Genomic DNA, 24,409 nt, shown 5'->3' with positions numbered 1-24,409 from the left:
GGAGGTAAAGCATGGACGAGAGCAGATGGACCTATCTGGATGCAGCGGCAACAGCAGTGGCGCGGGAGGCAATGGAGAACCCTGGGATGCCGATCCCGGTTGATCCGGATGTGGCGGAGCATATGGGGGCATTTGCGGATAACGCCATGAGTGAGGAAGACGCACTGGAAAGCCAAATGGGCGTGGAAAACGGCGTGGCCACAGGCGAGGAGTGAACAATGGCAGACAGGGAACACAGGCCCTGGCATGAGCAGGTGGCGGCCACAATAATCGAGGCGCTGGAGCGGGGGACAGCGCCCTGGGTGCATCCGTGGGAGCCAGGATTGATGCCCTCCCCGCCTGTCAATGCGCTGACCGGCAAACCGTACCGGGGCGTCAATCAGCTCTGGCTCAGCATGCAGCAGTACGGATATGACAAAAAAGACCCGCGTTGGTGCACGTATAAGCAGGCCCAACAATTGGGCGCTCAGGTGAAGAAAGGCGCTCGCGGCACTCTGGTGCAGTACTGGAAACAGGAAGAGCGCCGACTGATCAGGGATGAGCAGGGCCGGCCTGTTCTGGATGAGCAGGGCGGGAAACGCTACGAGATCATTTCCCTTGAACGGCCTCGAGTTTTCCACGCGGTAGTATTCCACGCCAGCCAGATCGATGGGCTGCCGGCCTTGCCGGAACAGGAGGCCGGAGAGAATGCAGCCTTTGAGCGCCACCAGGCAGCGGAGCGGCTGCTGGAAAATTCGGGCGCGTCCATTTTTCATGATCAGGCGAATCAAGCCTTTTACAGGCCAGTTACAGATGAGATCCACCTGCCGGAAAAAGGACAGTTTCGCAGCCCGGACGGCTACTACGCCACGGCGCTGCACGAGCTTGGGCACTGGACGGGGCATGAGAGCAGGCTGAACCGGCAACTCCTGGGCAATCCCTTTGGCAGCGCGGAATATGCCAGGGAGGAGCTCAGGGCCGAAATCGCCAGCTACATGCTGGGCATGGAACTGGGCATTGGCCACGATCCCGGCCAGCATCACGCCTATATCGAGTCGTGGATCAGGATTCTGGAGGATGATCCCCTGGAGATCATCCGTGCTGCGCGGGATGCAGATCAGATCAGGGGATACATCATGGGCCTGGAAAAGGAAAAGACAACAGAGCGGGGTGCGCAGCGGCCGAGTGCGGAGCATTACAGCGCTGCCGGCGAAAACATCCAGGTTGCCGGGGATGCAACGCCGGAAGAGGCGCGGATGATCTTTGAAAAACTGGCTCCACACCTGTCCAGCGACAGAACGGTATCGATGGCGACGACCGAGGGCGTCATGCAGCACCGGGGAGAACGAATGACAGCACGGGAGAAAACCTGGCTGAACGTGCCGTATGTGGAAAAAGACCAGGCGCGGGAAGCAGGGGCGAAGTGGGACGGGAAGGAAAAGCGCTGGTATGCGCCGGCGGGAACGGATTTGCAGCCATTGCAGCCATGGCTGTCTGTGCCGGAAAAATCCAGAACCCAGTCTCCTGCGGTGCTCGATCCCTGCCGTGAATTTGGCGAGGTTCTGCGTGCGGCGGGCCTGGTCATCGAGGGCGATCCGGTCATGGACGGCCAAATCCACCGGGTACCTGTTGCAGGAGGCAGGCCTGGAGCGAAAGACGGGGCATACAGTGGTCACGAGGATGGCCGGCCCAATGGGTGGTGGCAGAATTACAGGAGCGGTGAGAGGGGAAAATGGCTGGCGACTGCCCATCTGCTGACCAGCGAGGCAAAAGCAATACTCCGCCAGGAGTCGGCCGAAAAGCTGGCAGACCGGGAAGAGCTCCGCAAAGAAGATCAGGCCCGGGCCATGAAGCGGGCCTATGCCAAATGGATGCACGCGGAGCCGGCCAGTCCGGATCATCCGTATCTGACCAGAAAAGGAGTAGCAGCCTACAACCTGCGTCAGGACAAACACGGCAATCTGCTCGTGCCTGGCTATGACGGACAGGGCCGTCTCCAGACCCTGGAGTATATCAACAAGGACGGGGCCAAATGGTACGAGAAGGACTGTCCAAAAAAGGGGGCCATGGCAATTCTGCCGGATCAGGACGCCCTGAAGGGCGAGGTGATCTTGATGGTGGAGGGCTACGCCACCGGGGCCAGCGTGCACCAGGCCACGGGCCTGCCCGTGGCCGTGGCCTTTGATGCCGGCAACATCAAGGACGCTGCCTTGGCCATCAGGCGCCAGATGCCCCATGTCAAGCTCACCATCTGTGCGGACAACGACGCAAGAATCAGTGATGACAGAAATGTTGGAGTGCTCAAGGCCAAAGAAGCGGCTGCAGCAGTGGGCGCGAAGGTCGTGGTGGCCGACTTCTCCAAAAGCGAGCAAGAGCGGCGTCTGACGGACTTCAACGACCTGCACCAGGCGCGTGGCCTGGGCGCTGTCCGGGACAGCATTATGGCAAAAGTCAATGAGGTCGAGGCGGAGAAGGAACGATGAAACTGTTTCTGCTCTGTGTCCTGCTCCTGTTTGCAGACCCCGCCGTCCCGGCATCAGCGTCACCGGATCACGAGCAGGATTTTCAGGCGGCTGCCCGTGAGACAGGCGTTCCGGTGGCATTGACGCAGGCGATTGCCGGCGTGGAAAGCGGCGGATCGCCCTGGGCGCTCAACGTCGCCGGCAGGGGCCACATCCATGCCAGCCGGGACGAGGCCCTGGCCGCGGCCAGGCGGGCCGATGCGGCAGGGCTGAGTTTTGATTGCGGTCTCATGCAGATCAACAACTGGTGGTTGAAGCGCTATGGGATCCCGCTGGAGGCCATGTTTGATCCGGCAGCCAATATCCTGCTGGGCTCCTGGATACTCAGGCAGGAACTGGATCGGGCAGGGGATGCCTGGACGGCCGTTGCCCGCTACCATTCTCCGGACGCAGTCAGGGGCAGGAAGTATGCGGCCCTGGTACGCCGGACGCTGGAAAGAGGGCCTGAGCAGCTGTCTGCTGCCGCGCCAGGCCGGCGCAGCAGGGGACTGGCCCACGCCAAAAGAGAAAAAAACGCCAGGACAGTGAGTCCGGAAGCCGCCCAGGGCAGCACGACAGTCCGGCCCGTGCCCGGACTGGAGGGAGAGGGGGAAACCAGCCAGGCGTTTGACCGGTCTGCCGGCACAATGCCGGCAGCAGGCACTCTGGTGGTGTACCGGCAGTCATACCAGCAGCCCGTCTTCACCCGCACCATACCGGACAATCCGGAGCCAGAGCGTCCTGTCTTTGTGCGGAGACTGCCATGACTGACGACGCGATCAGGGAGCTGTTCGGCCAGGTGCCGTATTTTGTTGACCAGAAAATAGAAAAATATGTGCCCCTTGACGGCATTGCCCAACAGTTTGTTGCCACGTCATACTGGTCTGATCAGGCCAGCGTCAATCTGGGGGATGTCTGCGGCACCATGCATCCTGATTACGGGGGAATGACCTGGAGAGGTTTTTTGTCAAAAGGCCGACGGATGGCAGGCAATCTTGGCGCCTTCCGGCGTAATCCGGGCTATTACACGGATGCAGAAGCAAGCCGTCTGCCGTCCATGCACTTTCTGCGGCGGGATGGCAAAACCTTTGTTGGCGAGGATGGCAATCACCGCACCTGTATCGGCAAATGCCATCTCTACAGCACGGGCCATGCCTATATCCATCGGGTTTGTCTGGCAGAGAACGTGGTGGACTGGCTGTTTTATGACCTTTTCCTGCGTCTCAGTGTGGTGAAAGGGGCAAGCTGGCGGATTGCGGCTCACAGGGAAGGTGTCCGGCGCGAAGATGGGCCGGGCTGGAATCGGGACTTCTATGAAACGCGGATACACATAAGCGACTGTGCGCGGCAGACACAGTGGTCCTGGGATCGTATGCAATTGGCGGAACATCTGCCTGAACTGGAATACATCTCCATGAAGCAGGCCCAAAAGGGCTGGTTTCGCAGGATGTTCAGCTGACAGGTAATGGAGAAGGAGATCATGGACGTGGAACTGGAAGAGATGGTGGAGAATTTCCTGCAGGACGACTCGGAAGCGGCCATGGCCGAACGTCGGCAAAGCGAATTACTCGGTACGCCGCAGGGGCGGCTTACGCTGGCATTTGAAAAATACGGTGCTGGCGGGCATGACAGGGGGTTGGTTCTGGCCAGGTTTGTTACTCGCGAAATTTCATGTGAACATGGCATGATGTCGGCCAGGTTGCGTGTCTATTCGCCGCCGCTTAATGAGATGTGGGGCAGAATACTGGTTGAGGAGTACAACCGCGCCGAGGGTAATCTGTTCTTTGAAATAGAAATCAGGAAGGAAACAGATTTTTCCTCCATGGTTATGGATGACATGGGCAGCGACGCCTGGACGCCATTTTTCCGCTATCACGAACTCTTTCTTTCTCCGGCAGATGCACGTTCCTTTCTGAAAGAACTGGTTTTTTGCGGCTGTTTTTGCCGGACTTTTTTTATGACGACACCATCTGATGCCCTTAATGATTTGACCACTCAGGATTTGCTGTCGGAAAAAGGGCAAATGCTTTCTTTCAGGGCATGGTCGCAGACGGTGTGGTAAGCATTTTTTCCTGGAGTCGTTCATCTCTGGAAGAAAAATCACTTTCTCATTCTTCATCCGGACAGTTTTCTCTTACAACTATTGCATAATATGCTTTTGTTGACAGGAGTACACAGGATTTTTTTCAGACTACAAGAGTGACAGGGGGCAAAGATGAAACTGTTCATCGTGGAATCACCAGGGAAGGTGAAAAAGATTCAGGGCTTTCTGGGGCCATCCTGGAAGGTGGTGGCCAGCGTGGGCCATGTGCGGGATCTGCCGGAACGGACAATCGGCGTTGAGCCTCCGGACTTTGTGCCGCGCTACGAGGCCACGGAGCGGGGCGCAAAGGTGCTGAAGGACCTGGCGTACAAGGTCAAAAATGCTGAAGCTGTGTATCTGGCCACTGATCCCGACCGGGAAGGTGAAGCCATTGCCTGGCATCTGGCGGATGCGCTGCATCTTGGGGACGCCCGGCGCGTGACCTATACGGAAATCACGGAAACGGCAGTCAGGGCGGCGCTGCGCCAGACCAGGGACATTGACCGGCGTCTGGTATCGGCACAGGAGGCCCGCCGGGTGCTGGATCGTCTGGTAGGCTATCTGGTCTCTCCGGTCCTGTCCCGGCAAAACGGCTGTGCCCTGTCCGCCGGCCGGGTGCAGTCGCCTGCGGTGCGCCTGGTGGTGGAGCGGGAACGGGCGATCCGGGACTTCAGGGTTACGGCCCATTTTGGTGTTGACCTGGTGTTTGAGGCGATGGAGCACGTCAGCGATGGCTGGAAAGCCGCCTGGCTGCCGAAAGAAGGTAGCTGGCTGGAAGAAACTCAGGAATACGTGCTGGACAGGGCGGTTGCGGAACAGGTGGCCGGGATCGGGACGGTCACGGTGCAGGCCTGCACGGAAACGGAATGCAGGGCAGCGCCGCCTGCGCCCTTTACGACCAGCACCCTGCAGCAGGCCGCCTCGGCGGCTCTGAAAATCAATCCGACCCGGTGCATGGCCCTGGCGCAGAAGCTGTATGAGAGTGGCCACATCACCTATATGCGCACCGACAGCCCGAACCTGTCGGAAGAGGCCATAGCGGCCATCCGCAGCTGGGCTGCGGAGCATGATCATCCCGTACCGGCCGGGCCACGTGCCTGGAAAAGCAAGGAAGGGGCGCAGGAGGCCCACGAGGCCATCCGGCCCACGCATTTTGAAGTGGAAGACGCGGGTGAAAACGAAGAGGAACAGGCTCTGTACCGGCTTATCCGGCTGCGTGCCCTGGCCAGCCAACTGGAAGAAGCTGTTTATGCCGTGCGTGTCCTGCGTCTGGAAGGCGAGGTGGACGGCAAAAAGGCAGTCTTCGAGGCCAAAGGCCGCACCCTGGTCAAACCGGGCTGGAAGGCCCTGGTCGCCAGAGACCAGACGGATGAAAACGAGGAGGAACCGGAGAACCAGATTCCGAAACTGTCCGCCGGCACAAAAATCAAACCCCAGGAGGGTAAGGTAGTTCCCAGAAAGACCCGACCACCGGCGCGCTTCACCGAAGCCGCCCTGGTCAGGGAACTGGAGAAACGGGGCATCGGGCGTCCGTCCACCTATGCGGCCATTCTCCAGAATATTATCCAGACACACAGGTATTTGCAGGTGGACAGGAAGCGCTTCCTTGTCCCCACGGAGCAGGGCGAGAAGGTGGTGAATGCCCTGGGAAGTTTTGGTTTCCTTGATTACGAATTCACAAAGCGGATGGAGGAACAACTGGATGCGATTGCCGAGGGCAGGGAGCAATACCAACCTGTGGTGGCTGTCACCTATAATGCCCTGCAAAGCGACACCGGCGCCTACATCGAGGCGACTTCGCCCAAATGTCCGGAGTGCGGCAAGCCGCTTGTCCACCACTTCAGGAAAGCCTCCAAAGAGCAGAAGGGTTACAACTTCTGGGGCTGTTCCGGCCACAACGACGGCTGCCCGGTAACTTTTGCCGATAAGAACGGCGCGCCTGGAGAACGGCAGGACAACAGGCCCAAGGTGCAATTGAGCGAATTCATATGTGAGGTCTGCGGCAAGCCGCTCATCCACCACCAGGGCGAAAAAAACGGACGCGCCTTCGACTTCTGGGGCTGCTCGGGCTGGAAAGACGGCTGCAAGGCCACCTTTGCCGATGACAACGGCAAGCCGGGAGCACGCCAGGACAACAAGCCCAAAGCGGCAGCTGGCGGCTACCCAGGCCGGCAGGGCGGCTTCCGAAAACGATTGTGAACGCTGCGGCGATCCCTTAATCTTTGCCATGCAGGACAGGCAACACCAGTTTTCGCTGGACCTGGTCACGGTGCTTCAATGCCTGCGCGTTGCCGAGCGGGAAGGTTTTGTGCCTGCGTTGCCGCCGGAATGGTGGTGGGCCGTTGAAGGACATTACTATCCACTGGAATAAACCGTACAACGGAAGCGGGGAAGATTGGACAAAATGGTACATTTTGTCCAATCTTCTTTCCAGGCTCCAAAATCAGGCACGTGAAATCAGCCAGTTATTTTTCCCTTTGGCGTAAACATTAGACAAAATGTTACAGACACGAAAACATCTGACCCAGGCGGAAGTGACCAGGCTCATCGAGGCGACAAAAGGCTCCCGCAACGACGTGCGCGATCGATGCCTCCTGCTGCTTATGTTCCGGCATGGCCTGCGGGTCTCGGAAGCCTGCGGCATGCGCCTTTCCCAGATTGGTCTGGATGGTCGGGTGTTGCATGTGGCCCGGCTGAAACGCGGCCTGTCCACCACGCATCCGCTTCGTCCCGACGAACTGCGGATCATCAAGACCTGGTTGCAGAAGCGGAAGGAAATGGCTGCCGACAGCGACGCCCTTTTTTTGAGCGAGCGCCGGAAGCCGCTCGACCGCAGAACTGTTTGGGCATTGCTGCGGAATTATGGTAAGATGGCCGGGCTGGAGCTTGAAGTCCATCCGCACATGCTGCGCCACGCCTGCGGGTTCGCCCTGGCCGACCAGGGCGCGGACACCAGACTGATCCAGGATTACCTGGGCCACCGCAGCATCCAGCATACCGTGCTCTACACCGCCGCCAACCCGGCCAGGTTCGGAAAACTGTGGTGAAACTAATTTTTCCTTTTTGGAGGTCATGTTATGGCAATTTGTGAGTATGTAAGCCCGGAAGAACTTCAACAGATCACCGAACGCGAAACCGAGGCGTTGTACCGTGGAGCTTCGGATGAGGAACTTGATCGGATCAGAGCCAGAAGGCCCATTCCCGCTTGCTTGGTGAAATCTCTCAAAGAAACGATGGGATTGGAAGCATTGCTTGATTCCGATCTCAACCTGTATGATGCGGTACAAGAATATGGCGAAGACTTCCTTAAGCAGTAAAGAATTTAATAGAATACAAGCTAATATAGTCAAGGAACTTGTTGGCTTTCAATGGCAACACGAAGCCGGTGAAAACAACAGACTTCGCATCTCTCGTGGAAACACCTTAAACCGTATCTCCAGGATTGTTGAGAAGGTCGCTGAAGTTGGCGATGCACGCCAAATTCTGGCGCTTGAACGTCACTGCGAGCAATCTTATTTGGCTTTTTTTGCCAATACTGCCGATAGACGACAAAGCAGCATACGCGCATTGCAGACCATTTCTCGCCTCGGAGATACGCTGACTTTGCCGCTTGATCCGGAACGCTACAAACAAAACCTTGCATTGAGTGTCGGGGCGCACAATATGGACAAGGTTCCTGCCGTTCCTGAAGATGAATTCCATATATTCGTCAGAAGCCAGAGCCAAAGATTGTCAAGGGCAGTCGGCCAGTTTGCCACTCCACCGGAAGAGTGGTATTTCCGTGCCCGTTCGGCAGCGTTAAAAGCCGCTCTTAAATCCCATGAACGGGAATGTGCAAATGCCTTGGGTTTAGAGTCTGCCCAGCAGGAAGAGCAGGAACTTGAAAGGTAGAAAGTAGGGATATTGGAATTATTCAAAAGTTGGGAAATCATCATGTGTATTTATAAGCCTTCACTTGATTGCATACAAGTAAAAATATTCATTATACTTATATTTTTTTCCATTTCTCTTGTCTTTTGTGGCTGTGTTGAACAAGGACAATATCGATCTCCATATAGTAATCTGCCGGAACCGACAAAAAATATTATTGTGACGACTGGTGATTTAAGCAAGCCTTATAATATCCTTGGTGAAATAGAGTGTAATAATGATGTAGATAGTGAAAAAGCTACATTTAACTTATGCAGAAAAATTGCTTTTGCAAAATATGGAAACCAGGTAGATGCTTTGATAAATATGCAATATACCGTTGATGCAACAACAGTCGTTGTTATTCCTATGTTCTACTTATTTACAAATCCCCAACGCAAAGGAATTGGCAAGGGTATAGCGGTTCACTTCAAGTAATTTTGAATGCTCAAAATTCGTTCATTCTAAAAACTCGCCATCACAGGCAGTGATATTGAGCTGTTCTTCATCGTTCCAGGTCATCATGTGCATAGCCCTGCAAAAGCACCTCGGATTTGCGCCGACCACAAACCACAGCGAGTTGGGACAACGAGCGCAGGCCGTATCGGGCACACTCTTTAAGGATGCCAATGTGGGGCTCGAATAGTCTGGCAAGTCTGGCGGTTCGTTCTCTTTGCTCAATTGTGCTCCCCTTTTCTTTGACAAATTTGCCGAATTTGGCCATGGCGTACAGCCGGGCCGCCTGGCGGCTGTCTTCGTCCGGTGAGAAATGCAGTTTCTTGCCGGCATCCCGGATGGTGCCGCCTGACACCAGGGTGATAATCGCAACGCCACGGTTGTCGATCCGGTAGCTGCAGCCGGAAAAGAAAGATTTATTTGCGCTGCCGGCTTTGATGCGCTCCCGTTCCTGCCAGGCCAGATACGCTAGCCGTTCGCCCGGTGTTTTCTTTTCTTTTGGCGTGTCCGGTGCAGTCGGTTCTGCTCGCTCAAAGTTCCCGTTTTCGCTTTTGGTTGGAGCCGCATCAGGCTGGGCTGGCAACCAGACAGTAAATCTGTCCAGATCAGACCCCCTGGGCGCATACCAGTGCTTTGCCTGGGGATCCCATTTTGCGCCTGCTGCTTTTGCAGCCTGCCGGTCGTCAAATTGCACTTCCAGGAAGGTCTTTTCCCTGGCCGGATTCCGGATGGCAGCCTGGGCGGCCTTGCGCTCTTCCATGGAGCGCAGCACCCCCAGGGCGACGGTATTGCCCTGGGTTGCCTGGTGCTGCAGGTAACCGTTCCAGTTATACCAGGGATAATCCGCCCTGATCCCTGCCATTGCCGCCTTGTGGCCAGCCCGCTCCTGCAGTACATCCTGCCGGTGGAGGTTCAGCATCATGCGCATGCGGATGGCCCGTGTCCGGCGGGTCAGTACCTCGGCATACAGCTGCTCCTTCATTCGCTGCCACCGCCCCTTCAGCCATTCGCGTGATGCCTCATTTCTTGCCTTCTCCGCATCGATGCGGGCGATCTTTTCCGCCAGCGCCGCCTGGTAATCCAGGTACAGCCGATCCCTCTCCGGATTCCTGGGTTGTCTGGGGCTTTTCTGGTACGTGCGTTTCCCGGCCGTGGACTCCTGCTTCGGTTCTTTCTGCCGGCGGCCGGACGTTTGCCTCGCATCCGCCGCCGGTGCTTCCTGCTGCCGCTGGCCAGACTCAGGCGCAGCATAGCTCCCGAATCGCTTCTCCAGATACATCCTGGACATATTCCTGTCCAAAGCGCTGGCTTTCAGCGTTTCCGGGCTGTGCTGGCTGGCCAGCACCAATCCTGCACCCAAAGGTTTTATTTCAAGGCCATGGTTCGCAAGAATATCGTGGACATCCTGCCAGTTCCGGGCTTGTTCCAGATCGGCGGTAATTGCCGCCCTTCGGGCCAAAACAACATCCCGAAATGCCCGCTCGCCGGCACGCGGAAGTTCCGGCACCGATCCCGATTGGGAAGGCTGCTGCGTTTCTGAAGTGACGAAAGTGCCGAAGCGCTGCTCCATGCGCATTCTGGACATGCTTTTGTCCAGGGAGCTTGCCTTCAGGCTGCCGCCCTTGTCATTCAGAGGCACCAGGACAAACCCGTTCGCCTTCGGCTTGATGGCAATGCCGTATTCAGCCAGCGCCTGATGGGCATCCTGCCAGTTCCGGGCTGTACTCATCCGGCGCATAATTTCGCTCTTCAGGCTCAATACATACGACTGAAATGATTGTTCCCCTGTATGCGCCTCCAGGGCAGCAGCGTGCTGGCTGATTTTTCCTTTCTGGGTGTTACGCTGCTCATACCCATTGTCTGCTGTCAAGCCAAACTCTTTTTCCATAGCGCGACAGGCCCTGGACAACTTTTCATAGTCATAAAACAACGTCGTCGCCATGGTCAATCTGTCCGGGTGAATCAGATTGTAAGCTATGTGCATGTGCAGATTGTTGGTATTCTTGTGCACTCCGCATACACGTTGATGCTCCGACAATCCCAGCGCCTCGGCAAAGGCACGTTCAATCCGCTCATACGCCTCTGGTGCCAACCTGATTTCATCCTCCGGCCGGAAGCTCACTTCCAGATGATATGTCTTATCGCTCCTGACGCGGGTGTTCATGGCCTGCGTGGCCTTGATCTCCTCCAGCGCCAGATCATAATCCGGAGCGTTGCAGCCGGCAAACCAGGACATCAGACATTTTTCGCCCTTGTGATCGGCATCACGACAATAGTTGCCCAGTCTCCTGTAATCGTAGTGCCGGAATTTTCGTCGCTGTTCACCCTTTGATCTGGGCTCCTGACGTTTGGCGATCATGACCTGTGCTTAAGCGATTCAGCAACTGCCCGACAGCATGCCACCACCTGGGCCTGGCTTTTCTCCAGTCGCCGCAGCATCTGTCGGAATTCTGCGTACTGCATCTCCCGGATGCGGCCTTCGGTGATCGCCATCTTGAAGAGTCCGCCCAGCCGACCCAGGTCGGCATTGGCCTTGAGCAATGCCCGGACCGCTTCCTGATCTGCCCTGGATTTCACATCCTGTCCCAGGCAGACACGCCTGACAAAGGTCGAGAGCGACAGCCCGGCCTGTTCTGACAGGGATTTCATCTGCTCATATTCTTCCGGCGTCAGGTAGGCGTGGAGGACTTTTTTACCGGGACAGGGCATATCTCATCTTCCACATGACGTATCGAAGACCTGATGTTATCTGTAGACCTCTCGACGATTGCCAATTCTCACAACGAGGATTGTCAGCACCTTGTCCTCGATGCTGCTGATTACCCTGTAATCACCGACGCGGTACTTCCAGAATTCACCCAGCTTCGATCCTTTGAGTGGCTCACCGATACTGCGTGGGTCGTCCAGTTCAGCCAGACGGCCATGCAGAAAAACAAGAATACGTCTGGCCACCTGAGGATCGAGTTTATCCAAATCACGTTCTGCAGCGCGGGCAAGCTCAATTTTCCAGCCCATAGCGCTTCACCACTTCCTCAAGAGCCACAACCTCCGACGCTCCGGTTCTGATCTCGCTCAATCGTTGCTCAGCCAGATACAGGTCTTCAAGATCATCCAGGTATTCGAGAATGGCTTGCCGGGCATAGAATGTTTTGGTTCGGCCAGTGGCCTTTGCCATGGCGTCAAGCCGGGCTTCTATCTCAGCGGGCAGTCTGATTGCGAGCATGTTTCGTTCCTCCTGCGTTTATGATATACTTGTATATCATAAACGCAGGTACCCGTCAAGGCCACGTCATATCAGGAAAATAGGCTTTGATTCGTCAGATAGTTTTTCTTTGGGGTATATCCCGGCGCAGCCGGAGACGCGCGTTGAGCCATGGGCGAATAAGCCGCCTCGCAGAGCAGGATCAAGAAGAACACTGCGAGCGCAGCGAGTAGTGGTACTTCTTATATCCTGCCATTCCAATCCTATACGGTATTATACAGTATTATGCGGTATTATACATATTGAAATAGAAGACGCATTATTCTGCTTAGTTATGCATTGTTCTGTATAATTGCGTTCAGTCATGCATTGTAATGCATAAATTATCTATTTTTATGCCTTTAAATGCATTGTTAGAAGGTTTACAGCCTGGCGATATTGGGTTGGCGCAAGATGCGTATACCTCATAGTTAAATTAATTGTACTATGACCAAGTAATTTACTTACAACCGCTAATGGTACACCATCCTGAACCAACCAGCTTGCAAAAGTATGACGTAACGTATGAAATACAACCTTTTGCCTACGATCAGTTATTCCATTATTCAAACCAGCTTTGTTTACAGCATTTATAAATGACCGCTTATTTTTACCATAAAATATATTTTCGTTGATGCTACTTTTATTTATTTTTTCGCATAATATATCGTATACAGGATCATTCATTGGAATTATTCTATTCTTATTTGATTTACTATCGACAATAAATATAATTCTTTCGTTCATATTTATATTTGAAAAATTTAAATTAAAGATTTCTCCTTTTCTTAAACCTGTATTAAGTGCAAATACTACTATATCATGCCAGTTTTTGTCTGACTCCAAAAAATATAAAATTTTTTTACCTCGTCACTATTTAAAAATCTTTGCCTTTTGTTATCAAATTTTGGCATTATTCCTTTGAAGTTCTTGATATTACTTTCGAATCCCTCCCATTCCTCTGCTTTCTTCAGTACTCTCCTTAAAAGTGATAAACAATGGTGCACTGTCTGCGGGCTTAATTTATAGGTCTCCTCTAATTTTCTCCGTAGCAACAGGCAATCGAGTGTCGTTATTGTGCGAACGTCGTGCTGCCCTAAAATTGGGGCAATATGGTTCCTCCATCTGCCATTTTCTGTTTTCTGACTTTTTTCTTTTGTCGATGCTAAAATAGCCATTTTGTACAAATTCCAAGCATCTCCCAGGTTCATTGCGTTCTTCCTCCATGTATCTTTGTGCATAAAAATATTTGCCAACATCTAAAAAATATAGTACAGAAAATTCAAACTTTAAACTGGTTATGATCCCGATAATAGCTCAGCTGGGAGAGCATCGGCCTTACAAGCCGAGGGTCACAGGTTCGAACCCTGTTTCGCCCACCACGGAAGATATATGCGGGGTCGTAGTTCAGTTGGTTAGAACGCTGGCCTGTCACGCCAGAGGTCGCGAGTTCGAGCCTCGTCGGCCCCGCCACAACGACGCAGATTAGCAACTATTATTGGCTCCTCAGCAGAATCTGTGGGTAGCTTTTGGGACAGGTAAGTCACCAATTCCGTGATACAATGCTATTTCTAAGCCATCATACGTCCGAAAACCATAGGATTGTTTTGTGATCACTTTGGCCTTGTTGTTCAAACCCTCCACACACCCGAGAGCGATCTCGCCTTGTGCTTGAAACCAGTTGAGCAAAAGAGGGCGATGAACCCTCAACATTTTGGCGACCTTCTTCATAGAGTTGAGCCTGGAGCGCATGGTTCTTGTGCACCAGGCATCAAGAAATTTGCCGGCCCAGGCCGGGGAACTGTACGCCCAGAATCGCTGAAAATCTTCCTTAAGCAGGTAAGCGCGGACGGTTCTGAGGTTGCAGGCAAGCAGTTCTCCGAGTTTGTCCACCTGGGTGTCGGTCAGGTTTTCAGGCCGTTTCAACAGACACCAGCGGCTTTTGGCCAGGAGCGGTTCTTTTCCTTGGCTTTTCAACTCGTTGGCCTCATGCGCCCTGATCTCGTCAATGGCCTTGCTCAGGTGGGACATGATATGGAAACGGTCAAGAACGTTGAGCGCATCAGGAGCTTTCTCCGCAATGACCCGCAGGTAGGGCTTCCACATATCGCTGCAAATAAACCGCAAGTGTTGACAGCTCTGTGGCCCGAACCAGTCGAAAAATCCCCGGAAGGTCTTGGTGGTACGGTCGCGGCCGATCCAGAGCAGCCGCCTTTTCCCCTGGTCAAGCTGATAGACCAGGGTGACAAACTTATCCTTGCGTCGGCGCCAGCAGATCTCGTCGGCGCCGATGGCCAGGACATTCGTCAAATCGCGATGCGCCAGCCCCCACTCCACGGCCATCCTGACCGAGCGGAAAACATTCTCCCACGAGGTGTGGAAGGCCCTTGCAAGCTCCAGCCAGGAAAGACGCTTCGCCCATCCGGCGAGGAACCACGCATAGGTGGTGGTCAGGTGGCTTTTCCCCTTTGCCCAGGGAACCCGCTCGATCTTGACGCCGCAATCGGGGCAGTTGACTCGTCTCATGGCATAGAGGAAGAAGACCGCGATTCCCCACAGGGGGACAAACTCAAACCGGCGCTGGGCCTGGGTATCGTAGCCAGGACAAACTTTGCCACAGCCGGAGCAGACTGGCCGGCTCCCTTTGCGTGGCCGGATCTCCAATTCCAGCATCAGCCGCCCTGCCAGCTCATGCAAGCTGGCAGGGCCATACACAAAACCTTTGTGGACCTGGATCCGATTCAGTATAGTTTTGATTTGCATCCCGTTTCTCCTCCCTTGGCTTTGGGAATATTCGTCGATCTCCACAATGCCAAAAAGGGAAACGGGATGCTCTCTTTTCAGGTTCCGTCAGGGAATATTTTCAGCCACCCAACAGCCTCATCGGCCCTGACGGGAACCCACAGATTCTGCTGAGGAGCCCTATTATTTTCAAACTCTCTTGGAACGATTGTTCCAAGAGAGTTTTTCAGTTTCGCTCCCCTGTCGGGCCGCTTGATTGCGAAGCCCACAACCTGACGAAACAAGCCTCCCTGGAACGCCAATGTTCCAGGGAGGCTTGTTGGTTTTGGTGCCGGCAAGGAAGCGACTTCTCAACCTATCCAAGGAACACCCTTCCGCCGGTCAAGGGTTTTTCAGTTCAGACCAGGTGATCAAGCCCCAGGACTGAACTAGGCTCAGGCCTCATTAATCGAGATAGAATATGATGGAAGCCGCGAGGCACAGAGCTGAAAAGAAGGTATGTGCGCAGCGGTCATAACGCATGGCTATTCTCCGCCAGTCCTTGATCCTGCCAAACATGATCTCGATCTTGTGCCGCTGTTTATACAGATTTTGATCGTACGGGCAGAGTCTCTTTCGGCTCCTTCCGGGCAGGATGCAGGGCGTAATGCCTCTGGTACGCAGGGCATCACGGAACCAGTCGGCGTCATAACCACGGTCCGCCAGCAGCTCCCTGGCCTCGGGCAAAGCATCTATGGCATCCATAAGCAGGGCGGCTCCCTTGTAGTCGCTTACCTGGCCTGCCGTGAGCGTCGCAAAGGGCATAGTTTTGGAGTTCAGCCCGCCCTTTGTGCGTCCGATGCAGCGGGAAAGAGCCCTTTTTTGAGCAAACTGGCGGCGGTACGATGCGCCTTGAGGTGGGTCGCATCGATCATCACCTGGCCATCCTGTCCCGCTGTTTTTGCCAATTCGGTAAAAATGTTGTTGAAGATGCCCATCTGGCTCCAGCGCAAAAAACGATTGTAGAGCGTTTTATAAGGGCCATACTCGCGCGGCGCATCCTTCCACTGCAAGCCATGTTTGATGACATAAATGATGCCGCTGATGACTTTCCGGTCATCGACCCGCGGAATACCATGTGACCGTGGAAAGAAGGGCTTGATACGTTCGAGTTGCTCGGCAGAAAGGGAGAACAGTTGGCTCATGGCGTCCTCCCTGAGCACAACTAACCAGATTTTCTGCTTTTTGGCAATTAATGAGGCCTGAGCCTAAGTGCTTATCTACGAACAAATCACTTGCAAATACAGGGTGTTTTCCTGATAGTCCGTTGGAAGATCCATACAAACACCGAGCAAGCATGCCGCATATCAATACTTGGGGATTTCTGATGAATTTTGGCAGACTGTCGAAGCATTGATTCCACAGACTGCCGGGATGCTGGCCAAACCTACATCCAAAAGCCTGGAAGAGGAAGGAGACGCAACTATTCGCATCGCCTGTATTTTGCCGCTCTCGTCTCTGTGCTTCCTACCGGAATTATCTGGAATGCCTTGCCCAGAGAAAATTTGAAGGGCCTGGTTCTGCGGTGGTTCGCCCTTAATGTCTCTTTCTGGGAATGGGAGAAAATCCCTCGCCTTGAGGCGAAGACTTCAGTAGGTTTGCGATACTATGGATGACTATGCGTATCGCAAAGGCTCGCATTCAATTTATTCCCTCAAGGTCCATATTGTATGGATTACCAAGTATCGCAAACCGGTTCTCTTTGGAGACGTGGCCGTGCGTTTACAGGATCTGATACGAGAAATATGCCGATCCATGGATATAGATATTTTGAAAGGGCACGTCTCCAAAGATCATGTACATCTGTTTGTTTCGCTTCCTCCACAGATTTCTGTGAGTAAATTGGTTGGCCGCATAAAAGGGAAAACCTCACGCAAGCTGCTTGCAGAAAACCGACGTTTGTCCGGGCAATTTTGGGGCCGTCATCTGTGGGGTCGCGGATATTTTGCCGCCAGTTCAGGCAATGTCACAGACGATGTCATCATGCAATATATTGCAGAGCAGGACTTGGAGGAGCGAGCCCACGATGACGATTTTACCCTGGCTCCGTAAGCCGCCTTGCAGGCGGCAATGGTTCGAAGCTACCGCCTTTAGGCGGTAGAGAATTCACTTCAAAATTAACAACATACCAACAAATTTGCGGATTGTTATTTACAAGATTTATTAATATAATTCCCAAAGAAGAAGTAGAATCCCATTGATTTTTTTGGTTATATCAAATAAATTTGTAGTTTCATTATTTATTATGATTTCTGCATCTTTAAGGAAGCGTTTGAAGAATGAAATCTGTTCAGGGCCAAGACCATGTTCATCAAAAAATATATGTCATTTTTCAAAGAGGTCATTAAGCCATTCACTTTTTGGTGCATGATTTGATAAAGTATTAATGCTTTTCATATTACTTCCTCCTCCTGATGGGAAACGTAATGAATGATATAATAAACATCCACTGTCTATCTCGTAACATTTTTTACAATGAATACAGTTATTTATAGTGATTGTATTATTAACAAATTTAATCGCTCCTGTTGTACAATTTGCTTCGCATACCTTGCATCCTACACAATAGGCAGATTTGTGAAGTAAAAAGTGTATAGACTTGCTTAAAAATGGATTATTACTTATAATATAATTATTGAATTTTACAGAAAATCCATTTTTATTTTCTTCAACATTAATAGTGTTGTGTTCGGTATTTAAAGTTTTATTCCATTCATTAAATATTTGTATTGTATTGATTATATCTACTTGTATATAAGATTCTTTACGTGTTTCTAAGTATTTATTTTGATTTCCAAGTAAATCTCTTCCATTTTTTCTTGCACTCCACATTCCTTTTGATATTTTATCTGATAAATTTATATTTTTTCTGCTATTGAATTTTTCTATTATTGTATGAAATAATTTAATTTCCTCCGTATAGTTTTTATATTCAATATAGCACGATTTTCCTCCACCCATTGGACAACATAGACATCCTACACGCGCGCTTCCTATTTTGTATGCATTATTTATAATTATATTATTGATATATATACAGCCAAATTTCAGCAGATGTCCATTCAAGTATAGGGTTATTGCTGTATTGTCCTCTTTGTTTTTTTCCAAAATTTTCGTATTCGTATTTTGCTCGTGTTGCGCTTTCGTGTGCTCGAACTCCAACAAACGCCAACCCGGTGTAATCTGTTTTCCCTGTGATTTCTCGCAACTTCAGGGTTTGCGGTGCGCTTTTGTGCACCGAACAGCACCAGCGCAGCACCCGCGAGGGCGGGCCAAAGAGCTGCCACGACTCTTCGGGCTTGAAGTGGGAGCGGGCTATATAAAAGGGAATTTCCTCCGCCTGGCATTGGGCCTGGGTTTGGCGCACCACTTCGTAGGTGTCTGGGAACTCCATGCCCGTGTCGCCAAAGACCACCACAAAGCTGCCTTTGGGCAGGGCCTTTTTCACCAGATCCAGCAGAACGCAACTGTCCTTGCCCCCGGAAAAGGCCACATGGAAGCAGTCCAGCCGTTTGCGGTGGCGGGCGTAGGCGTCCACGATGCGCCGCACCGTGGTGCGTTCCAGAATCTCCAAAAGCTCCCGGTTGGCCGCCACCATCGCGGCCAGATCAACGGGCCGGAGCTTGCCGCCGTCAGGCTCGGGGCGCACAGGCTGGCCGTTTTCCTCCTCGGGAATGATGATCTCCGGCGCGGTGAAGGCGTTACCACCCTTGAGCCTGGCCACCAGCCTGCCGCGATAGAAGTATTGGTTGGCCTCGGCCCACATATAGGGCGCGTCCGTCTGTCTGTCGTAGCGCCAGAAGCGGTCAAAGCCCAAAAGGTCAAGCTCGGGCGCGTACACCGGGCGGGGTTCGCGGGAGAATGGGGCGGGCGAGGCGTTGAGCAGAAGTCCGCCGGTTTCGGGATCGTAGGTGTAGGAATACATTTCAGGCCCGCCTCGCTTTCAGGGTGCGGAGCGCGGACACGATCTCCCTGATTTTCACGGTTTTGCGGGCCAGATAGCCCTGGGCGATCAGAAATTCGCCCACCTCGTTTTCCTTGGCCGGAAGCCCCGCCTGCAAGGCCGCCTCCACCAAAAGACTGTTGTAGCTCTGGCTGTTTTCTTTCCTGATTACCGCGCCGCAATTGGTGGAATTGGCGGTGTGCGCGGCAAAGCGGAAGCGCTGGCTGAAACGACGGCAATAGCTCTCCAGCACAAAAAGATTCCAGGCCTGGCCACAGTCCGGGAAGGCGGCGAAAGTGGTGAAGGCTTGCAGGGGCGCGAAGGCTTTGGTTTCACCGTCCGTCCCTTCCAGGGCGAGGGCAATGGCCTCGTCCGTGCCCTCCACGTCAAAATGCAGCAGCGCTTCGCTGAGGAATGTGTCTTTGTCTATGCGCACCATCACGCTGTGGGCCGCCTCCAGGATGGTTTGCGGGGCCGGTGCGCTGCCGTTGATGTTCTCGGCAAACCCGGTCAATTCATCCAGACCGCAGCGTTCAAGCTGGCTTAAATGGCGCTCCAGAATGGCGCGGATATCCTGGGATGCGCCCTTGGGCGTGATGATATTGCGGTTACGCTCAAAGCGATCCGAGAGGCAGAGCTGGAACACGGCGGCGGCCAGGGCGTTTTCCGAAAGCTCGTAGTTGCGTTCCTGAAGATCGTCCAAATTCAGCTCCGAGAGGGACGCATAGCCCTCCTGCTCACAGCTTTCAGTCATTATGCAGACAAATTTTTCCCGCTCCTCGTCCTCAATCTCCACCAAATCCAGATTGGCATAGGCTCCGTCCGCGTTCAGGGTGAAAACCGGATTTTGCACCAGCGCGGTTTTAATGCGCTGAAAGGGAATATAGGGAAGCAGTTCCGCCAGTTCCTCATAAGTATGCACCGCCACGTCGCCCCAAACCCGCTGGACCTCCTGGGACACGGTCTGGGGAATGGTGCTGATGCCCTGGCCGCAATAGCTGTCCGTGAAGGTGAGCCGGGGGAAACGCTTTTGCAGGAGAAAACGGAGCATCTCTGGCGAGACGATGCAGGCGTCAAAGAGCCAGGTTTCATGGTTTTGGTAGAACTGGTCATAAAAGATGATGGCCGCGCCCTCCTCAAGGCAGCTTGCCACGAGCGAGTAAAGCCGCTCCACAGCCTCGGGCGGCACGGGATAGACCCGGTTCTGAAAGACCGGGCCGCAGGCGCGGATGCAATAAGTGAGTTTCGCGTCGTCCACGCTTTCCCGAATGGGCTTGCCGACGTCCTGATAGGTGAATTCCCGGAAGCGGAGCAGTTCAATGCCGTCGTTGAGGGGAAAGCCGTTACTGAAATGGCGTTGCAGGACGCCGCTCAGGATTTCAACAAGCCAGGCGGGGACTTGGGACGCAGCGGTTTGCGGGCGGTAAGGACTTGCCGGTTTCGCAGTGGTCATGGCGGGCTGCGGTGCGGGTGGGATCGGCGGGGCAGGGAGCGGTGGAGGTGGGCTGGCCTCCATACAATTGATACTTTCGTTTTTTGCTGTTATGGGGGCGGAGAAGCGGGCTGAGAGGCTAGGAGCGCCTGCCATGCGGGCTGGATGGGCTTCCAAGTAGCGGCGGAAGCACGCAATCCCAGCAGAAAACTGACCGTGAAGGATATCGTAATTCACTTGCCGGTAATTCGGCGCTGTTTGCAGGAGTTGCAAGTGTTGGTCAAGCTCTTCTGGCGTGTGGCAAGAGAAAACGCTTTTTTGTGAGAGTGAGGGGGGTAAATCCAATTTTGCGGGAGTGGTACGTTAACGCAGACATGTAGGTTCGCACGACTCTTTTCAGATACAGCGTGCCGTTGGCGTTGGGCTGGGTGACCAGCCAAGCTACAACTGCATCAGGGTCAATGTCCGAGCCGTTTTTGGCTTCCGCATCAGGAATCCACTTGGGGTCAGGCTCGGCTATGTTTGCCGCTGCCGCTGCGGTTATTTGCCCGGCGTTGGCCGGATGGGATTCCAGATAGCGCAGGAGGCATTGGACGCCAATATCAAAAATGCTCGTGTAAGCGCGGAGCTGCTGATAGTTGAGCGCGGTTTTGAGAAGCTCCCAATGTTGCTTCAGCTCTTCGGGAGTGCGGCAGGAGAAAACGCTTTTTTGGATAACTGCGGGGGGCAAATCCAGCTTGGCGGGCGTGGTGCGCAAGGCCCACATGTAGAGTTGCGCGTCAGCCGCCTGATACCGCTCGCCCTCGGCATCGGTCTGGGTGAGCAACCAAGCCGCGACTGTGTCAGGATCCGGTTCGCGCGTGAGTTTAATTTCGGTTTCGGTATTTCGGGGGAGGGTAATACTGTCTTGTTCTTTGAGCCACCAGGCGTCGCGCCAACCGCTGGCTATGCCGCCACGTGGCTTGAATGTGAAGGGAAAGCCTACCTGACGTAGCTGTTCCATTGTATCAGCCAGCCTTTGATCACCTATAACCCATAGAACTCCGCCTTTGGGACGCTTATCTATGTACTCCAAAGCAAATTGGCGCAAAAGGCGTATGGGCTGCTCAGGAGTATCCGAAGAGTTGGAAGAGGCAGGCTGATTATCCTGCTCGTCCGCTGCTGGCGGGTTGGTGTCCTGGCGGGGAACTCGACGTACCCGTAGAGATTGGCTTTCCCGGTAGCGCAGATATTGCAACAAACAGCCCATGCCAGCGGACAAGGCATTGCCCGTTTGCCTGTTCCGTTCGGTATAGTTCGGCGCGGTTTTCCATACCTGCCATAACCGCTCCAGTTCCGCCGCACTGCACTGTTCAAAGGCGCTGACCTTGGCCAAATCGCTTGGCAGACCCAAACGTTCAGGCGCTTGGGCAACAGCCCCCATATACTGGCGCGCCAGTGTTTCACTGTACAGAGTGCCTCGGGAATAGGTCTGTGTCACCAACCATGCCACGACCCTGTTCATGGCAATCCGTGCCATGTGCGCATCCTCCAGAAAGAATTTCCCCGCATCCGCCCAAATTTCCTTAGTGGTTTCACCATGTACAAGGACAAGGCCAAGATGGAAAATTTTTTGGCGATGCCTGCCCGGGGTCTTACAAGCACTTCGTGCCTGCGATCCAACCGAGACGCTGACCCTTGATAATGGTTCGGAAATGGCAGGCTTCAGGGAGCCGGATCCGGCAGGCCTGCGGCACGGATGAACCGGTTGCGCACCTGACAGACCTATCCTTTGGCTATTTTATTGATCACAGCCTCCTGTTCCAGGGAAAACCGAACTCCAGCGGCAAAATGACCGACTGGGCCTGACAAAGTTCTTTCACTGCGCGTGCTTGGGCCAATACCTCCCGGGCTTTGGGCAGAAAGTCTTTTCCATGTGCCGGATCAAGGGTGATCTGCATTCAGTCTGTGCTGCCCTCCGGGTCCTGATACGCGGCAATGATCTTCTCGGCGATGTGGGACGGCACTTCCTCGTAGTGGTCGAAAGCCACAGTAAAAGCGCCGCGCCCCCCGGTCATAGAGGTCAGATCCAGAGCGTACTGCAGGATCTCGGCCTGGGGCACCTGTGCGTTGATCACCTCGGCTCTGGCCGTGGAATCCATACCCAAAACCCGGCCGCGCCGGCTGTTCAAATCGCCCATGACATCGCCCACGCAGTCCTTGGGCACGCGGACTTCCACATTCATGATCGGCTCCAACAGCACCGGCTGGGCCTCCAGGACGCCCTTCTTGAATGCCAGGGAACCTGCAATTTTGAACGCTATTTCCGACGAATCCACAGTGTGAGCGGAGCCGTCGATCAGGTTGATGCGCACATCGACAAAGGGGTAGCCTGCGATGACGCCTTTCTCCATGGCCTCCAGAATGCCCTTTTCCACGGCGGGCCGGTACTGCTGGGGAATCACGCCGCCCACGATTTTGTCCACGAACTCGAAATGACCGCCTCTTTCAAGCGGCTCCATCTCGATGGTGCAGTCGCCGAACTGTCCCCGGCCGCCGGACTGCTTCTTGTGCTTGCCCTGCACCGTTGACCGCCCTCTGATGGTCTCGCGGTACGGCACCTTGGGCAGCTCCAGCTCCAGTTCCACACCGAACTTGCGCTTGATTTTCTCGCCGGTCACTTCCAGGTGCACCTGACCCACGCCGGACAAAAGCGTCTGCCGGGTCTGGGGCTCCCGGTTCAGCTTCAGGGTCAGGTCTTCATCCAGAAGCCGGCTAATGGAAGAGAAGAGCTTGTCCTCCTCGCCCTTTTTGGTGCTGACCGCGTAGGCGATGACCGCGGGCAGCGGCTCCAGAGCGGGATAGACGATGGGATTGGCCATCTCCGCAAGCGTATCGCCGGTGGCAGTGCTTTTCAGTTTGGCCACCGCCACGATCATGCCCGGCACCGCCGCTGCCACGGGCCGCTGTTCCTTGCCGCACATCACGAAAAGCTGGCCAAAGCGTTCGGTCTCGTCCTTTGAGGCATTGTAGAAGCTGTCCCCCTTCAAGGTTCCGGAGAAAACACGGAAAATGGTGAGCCGGCCGGCAAAGGGATCGGCCATGGTCTTGAAAACCTGCGCCGAAAAGGGCGCGTCCGCCTGCCCTGTCCGCTCGATCACCTCGCCGTTTTTGGGATCGATGCCCGCACGGGCAGGCAGCTCCGCAGGTGAGGGCAAAAGGCCAACCAGGGTATCCAGAATCGGGGCCATGCCCTTGTTGGCCAGAGCCGCGCAGGGGCAGACCGGGGCAATGGCCGCAGTGCGGATGGCCGCCTTCAGCCCGCCCATCAGCTCTTCATCCGAAAGCGCACCCTCTTCCAGAAATTTTTCGATAAGCGCATCATCGGTTTCAGCCACATGCTCCATCAACACTTCCCGCAGGCGGGCGGCCTCCGCAGCCAGATCGGCAGGAATGCCGGTTTCGCTCAACGTCCCGTTCTCGCCAAAGAGCAGGGCCTTGCCGGCCACGATGTCCACCACGCCCCTGAACTTGTCTTCCGCGCCGATCGGCAGATAGAGCACAACCGGAGAGAGCCCGGCCTTTTCCCGCAGCCCGGCCAGGGTTTTCTGGAAATCGGCCCGCTCCTTGTCCATTTTGCAGACACAGATGAGAGAGGGCAGCTTGTTGTCCAGAATCAGGTCGATAAATTTTTCCGTCTGGCTGCGGACTCCGGTCACCGCACCCACGGTAAGAATGGCGGCGTCCGCCACCTGGGCGGCAAAGCGGGTTTCATTCACGAAGTTATCGTCGCCCGGCGTGTCGGCCAGAAAAATCTCGTGCTTCTTCCAGCCGATCTGGGCGAAAGCCGTGCTGATGCTGATATGACGTTTGGCCTCTTCGGGCTCAAAATCCATGCTGCTGTTGCCGTCATCCACCCTGCCCTGGCGCTTGATCGCGCCGCCCGTGAACAGCAGGGCCTCGGCAAGCGTGGTTTTGCCGCTGTTGCCATGGCCAAGAATGACGATATTCCTGATCTGTTGCACGTCCTGCATAAAAGCCTCCGTATATGGTAAGGGAGAGAGCGGTGACGACGGTTCTCCATTTCAAGGCGCCAGCGACCCGT

General features: G+C 54.3%; 24 protein-coding genes and 1 tRNA gene. 12 read left to right on the top strand and 13 right to left on the bottom strand.

Annotated elements, in window-relative coordinates:
* Nucleotides 1–11 precede the first annotated feature (11 nt).
* From CAY53_RS02145 to CAY53_RS12440, 10 genes are all read left to right on the top strand, one after another.
* Nucleotides 12–215, top strand: coding sequence for a hypothetical protein (locus CAY53_RS02145; RefSeq protein ID WP_104935733.1), 204 nt, complete (start codon nt 12–14; stop codon nt 213–215).
* 3 nt (nt 216–218) lie between these two features.
* The gene (locus tag CAY53_RS02140) at nt 219–2,462 is read left to right on the top strand and encodes a zincin-like metallopeptidase domain-containing protein (protein ID WP_104935732.1); all 2,244 of its coding nucleotides are present in this window, start codon (nt 219–221) and stop codon (nt 2,460–2,462) included.
* Nucleotides 2,459–3,247 carry a lytic transglycosylase domain-containing protein gene (locus CAY53_RS02135; RefSeq protein WP_104935731.1) on the top strand — a complete coding sequence of 263 codons (789 nt, stop codon included), beginning with the start codon at nt 2,459–2,461 and terminating at the stop codon, nt 3,245–3,247. Before CAY53_RS02140 ends, CAY53_RS02135 begins: the two co-directional genes overlap by 4 nt.
* Nucleotides 3,244–3,939, top strand: a complete 696-nt coding sequence (locus CAY53_RS02130) for a hypothetical protein (protein WP_017866028.1) — start codon at nt 3,244–3,246, stop codon at nt 3,937–3,939. The genes CAY53_RS02135 and CAY53_RS02130 overlap by 4 nt, the downstream gene beginning before the upstream one ends.
* A gap of 21 nt (nt 3,940–3,960) precedes the next feature.
* Nucleotides 3,961–4,542: a hypothetical protein gene (locus CAY53_RS02125; RefSeq protein ID WP_146106371.1), complete on the top strand. Its 582-nt coding sequence runs from the start codon at nt 3,961–3,963 to the stop codon at nt 4,540–4,542.
* Nucleotides 4,543–4,695: 153 nt separating this feature from the next.
* Nucleotides 4,696–6,762 (top strand): type I DNA topoisomerase, encoded by a 2,067-nt coding sequence (topA, locus tag CAY53_RS02120; RefSeq protein WP_104935729.1) that lies wholly within the window; start codon nt 4,696–4,698, stop codon nt 6,760–6,762.
* Between the two features lie 299 nt (nt 6,763–7,061).
* Complete coding sequence (locus tag CAY53_RS02110; protein WP_104935728.1) at nt 7,062–7,610, top strand: tyrosine-type recombinase/integrase; 549 nt, start codon at nt 7,062–7,064, stop codon at nt 7,608–7,610.
* A gap of 30 nt (nt 7,611–7,640) precedes the next feature.
* Nucleotides 7,641–7,880, top strand: coding sequence for a hypothetical protein (locus tag CAY53_RS02105; protein WP_017866015.1), 240 nt, complete (start codon nt 7,641–7,643; stop codon nt 7,878–7,880).
* Complete coding sequence (locus CAY53_RS12445; RefSeq protein WP_146106370.1) at nt 7,855–8,454, top strand: hypothetical protein; 600 nt, start codon at nt 7,855–7,857, stop codon at nt 8,452–8,454. The genes CAY53_RS02105 and CAY53_RS12445 overlap by 26 nt, the downstream gene beginning before the upstream one ends.
* Nucleotides 8,455–8,496: 42 nt before the next feature.
* A complete protein-coding gene (locus tag CAY53_RS12440) occupies nt 8,497–8,910 on the top strand; it encodes a hypothetical protein (protein ID WP_146106369.1) in 414 nt (137 codons plus the stop codon).
* 67 nt (nt 8,911–8,977) lie between these two features.
* Here the strand turns inward: CAY53_RS12440 and traI are convergent, their stop codons facing one another.
* The 6 genes from traI to CAY53_RS13345 form a co-directional block, all read right to left on the bottom strand.
* Nucleotides 8,978–11,287: a TraI/MobA(P) family conjugative relaxase gene (gene traI, locus CAY53_RS02095; protein ID WP_104935726.1), complete on the bottom strand. Its 2,310-nt coding sequence runs from the start codon at nt 11,285–11,287 to the stop codon at nt 8,978–8,980.
* The gene (locus CAY53_RS02090) at nt 11,284–11,637 is read right to left on the bottom strand and encodes a plasmid mobilization protein (RefSeq protein WP_104935725.1); all 354 of its coding nucleotides are present in this window, start codon (nt 11,635–11,637) and stop codon (nt 11,284–11,286) included. The genes traI and CAY53_RS02090 overlap by 4 nt, the downstream gene beginning before the upstream one ends.
* A 36-nt stretch (nt 11,638–11,673) precedes the next feature.
* Nucleotides 11,674–11,943 (bottom strand): type II toxin-antitoxin system RelE family toxin, encoded by a 270-nt coding sequence (locus CAY53_RS02085; RefSeq protein ID WP_104935724.1) that lies wholly within the window; start codon nt 11,941–11,943, stop codon nt 11,674–11,676.
* On the bottom strand, nt 11,927–12,151 hold the full coding sequence (relB, locus tag CAY53_RS02080; protein WP_104935723.1) for a type II toxin-antitoxin system RelB family antitoxin: 225 nt from the start codon (nt 12,149–12,151) through the stop codon (nt 11,927–11,929). The genes CAY53_RS02085 and relB overlap by 17 nt, the downstream gene beginning before the upstream one ends.
* A gap of 372 nt (nt 12,152–12,523) precedes the next feature.
* On the bottom strand, nt 12,524–13,015 hold the full coding sequence (locus tag CAY53_RS13350) for a site-specific integrase (RefSeq protein ID WP_245874846.1): 492 nt from the start codon (nt 13,013–13,015) through the stop codon (nt 12,524–12,526).
* A complete protein-coding gene (locus CAY53_RS13345) occupies nt 12,985–13,380 on the bottom strand; it encodes a hypothetical protein (RefSeq protein WP_245874845.1) in 396 nt (131 codons plus the stop codon). Before CAY53_RS13345 ends, CAY53_RS13350 begins: the two co-directional genes overlap by 31 nt.
* Nucleotides 13,381–13,565: 185 nt before the next feature.
* Between CAY53_RS13345 and CAY53_RS02065 the strand changes: the two genes are divergently transcribed.
* Nucleotides 13,566–13,642 (top strand) — tRNA-Asp (locus CAY53_RS02065).
* A 33-nt stretch (nt 13,643–13,675) separates the two neighbouring features.
* Here the strand turns inward: CAY53_RS02065 and CAY53_RS02060 are convergent.
* Together CAY53_RS02060 and CAY53_RS02055 are read right to left on the bottom strand one after the other, a co-directional pair.
* Nucleotides 13,676–14,932 (bottom strand): ISL3 family transposase, encoded by a 1,257-nt coding sequence (locus CAY53_RS02060; protein ID WP_104935672.1) that lies wholly within the window; start codon nt 14,930–14,932, stop codon nt 13,676–13,678.
* Between the two features lie 423 nt (nt 14,933–15,355).
* Nucleotides 15,356–16,095, bottom strand: a protein-coding gene (locus CAY53_RS02055; RefSeq protein ID WP_245874844.1) for an IS5 family transposase whose coding sequence is annotated in 2 segments (ribosomal slippage) — nt 15,356–15,762 and nt 15,762–16,095 — 741 coding nt in all. Because the reading frame shifts where the segments join, the coding sequence is not laid out codon by codon here.
* Nucleotides 16,096–16,558: 463 nt separating this feature from the next.
* Here CAY53_RS02055 and tnpA point away from each other — a divergent pair.
* Nucleotides 16,559–17,002, top strand: a complete 444-nt coding sequence (gene tnpA, locus CAY53_RS02050; RefSeq protein ID WP_104935618.1) for an IS200/IS605 family transposase — start codon at nt 16,559–16,561, stop codon at nt 17,000–17,002.
* 273 nt (nt 17,003–17,275) lie between these two features.
* On the opposite strand, the gene CAY53_RS12430 is transcribed toward tnpA, so the two are convergent.
* The 5 genes from CAY53_RS12430 to fusA all read right to left on the bottom strand — a co-directional run bounded on the left by CAY53_RS12430 (nt 17,276) and on the right by fusA (nt 24,338).
* Nucleotides 17,276–17,911 (bottom strand): hypothetical protein, encoded by a 636-nt coding sequence (locus CAY53_RS12430; RefSeq protein ID WP_146106368.1) that lies wholly within the window; start codon nt 17,909–17,911, stop codon nt 17,276–17,278.
* Between the two features lie 61 nt (nt 17,912–17,972).
* Nucleotides 17,973–18,875: a phosphoadenosine phosphosulfate reductase family protein gene (locus CAY53_RS02045; RefSeq protein ID WP_104935722.1), complete on the bottom strand. Its 903-nt coding sequence runs from the start codon at nt 18,873–18,875 to the stop codon at nt 17,973–17,975.
* 1 nt (nt 18,876) lies between these two features.
* Nucleotides 18,877–20,346 carry a hypothetical protein gene (locus CAY53_RS02040; RefSeq protein ID WP_104935721.1) on the bottom strand — a complete coding sequence of 490 codons (1,470 nt, stop codon included), beginning with the start codon at nt 20,344–20,346 and terminating at the stop codon, nt 18,877–18,879.
* A gap of 259 nt (nt 20,347–20,605) precedes the next feature.
* A complete protein-coding gene (locus tag CAY53_RS02035) occupies nt 20,606–21,844 on the bottom strand; it encodes a hypothetical protein (protein ID WP_104935720.1) in 1,239 nt (412 codons plus the stop codon).
* Between the two features lie 421 nt (nt 21,845–22,265).
* Nucleotides 22,266–24,338 carry an elongation factor G gene (gene fusA, locus CAY53_RS02030; protein WP_104935719.1) on the bottom strand — a complete coding sequence of 691 codons (2,073 nt, stop codon included), beginning with the start codon at nt 24,336–24,338 and terminating at the stop codon, nt 22,266–22,268.
* Nucleotides 24,339–24,409 lie beyond the last annotated feature (71 nt).

Origin of the sequence: Desulfobulbus oralis, from assembly GCF_002952055.1 — a bacterium.
GTDB classification, from domain to species: domain Bacteria; phylum Desulfobacterota; class Desulfobulbia; order Desulfobulbales; family Desulfobulbaceae; genus Desulfobulbus; species Desulfobulbus oralis.
This window is presented reverse-complemented; position numbering and strand designations above follow the sequence as displayed.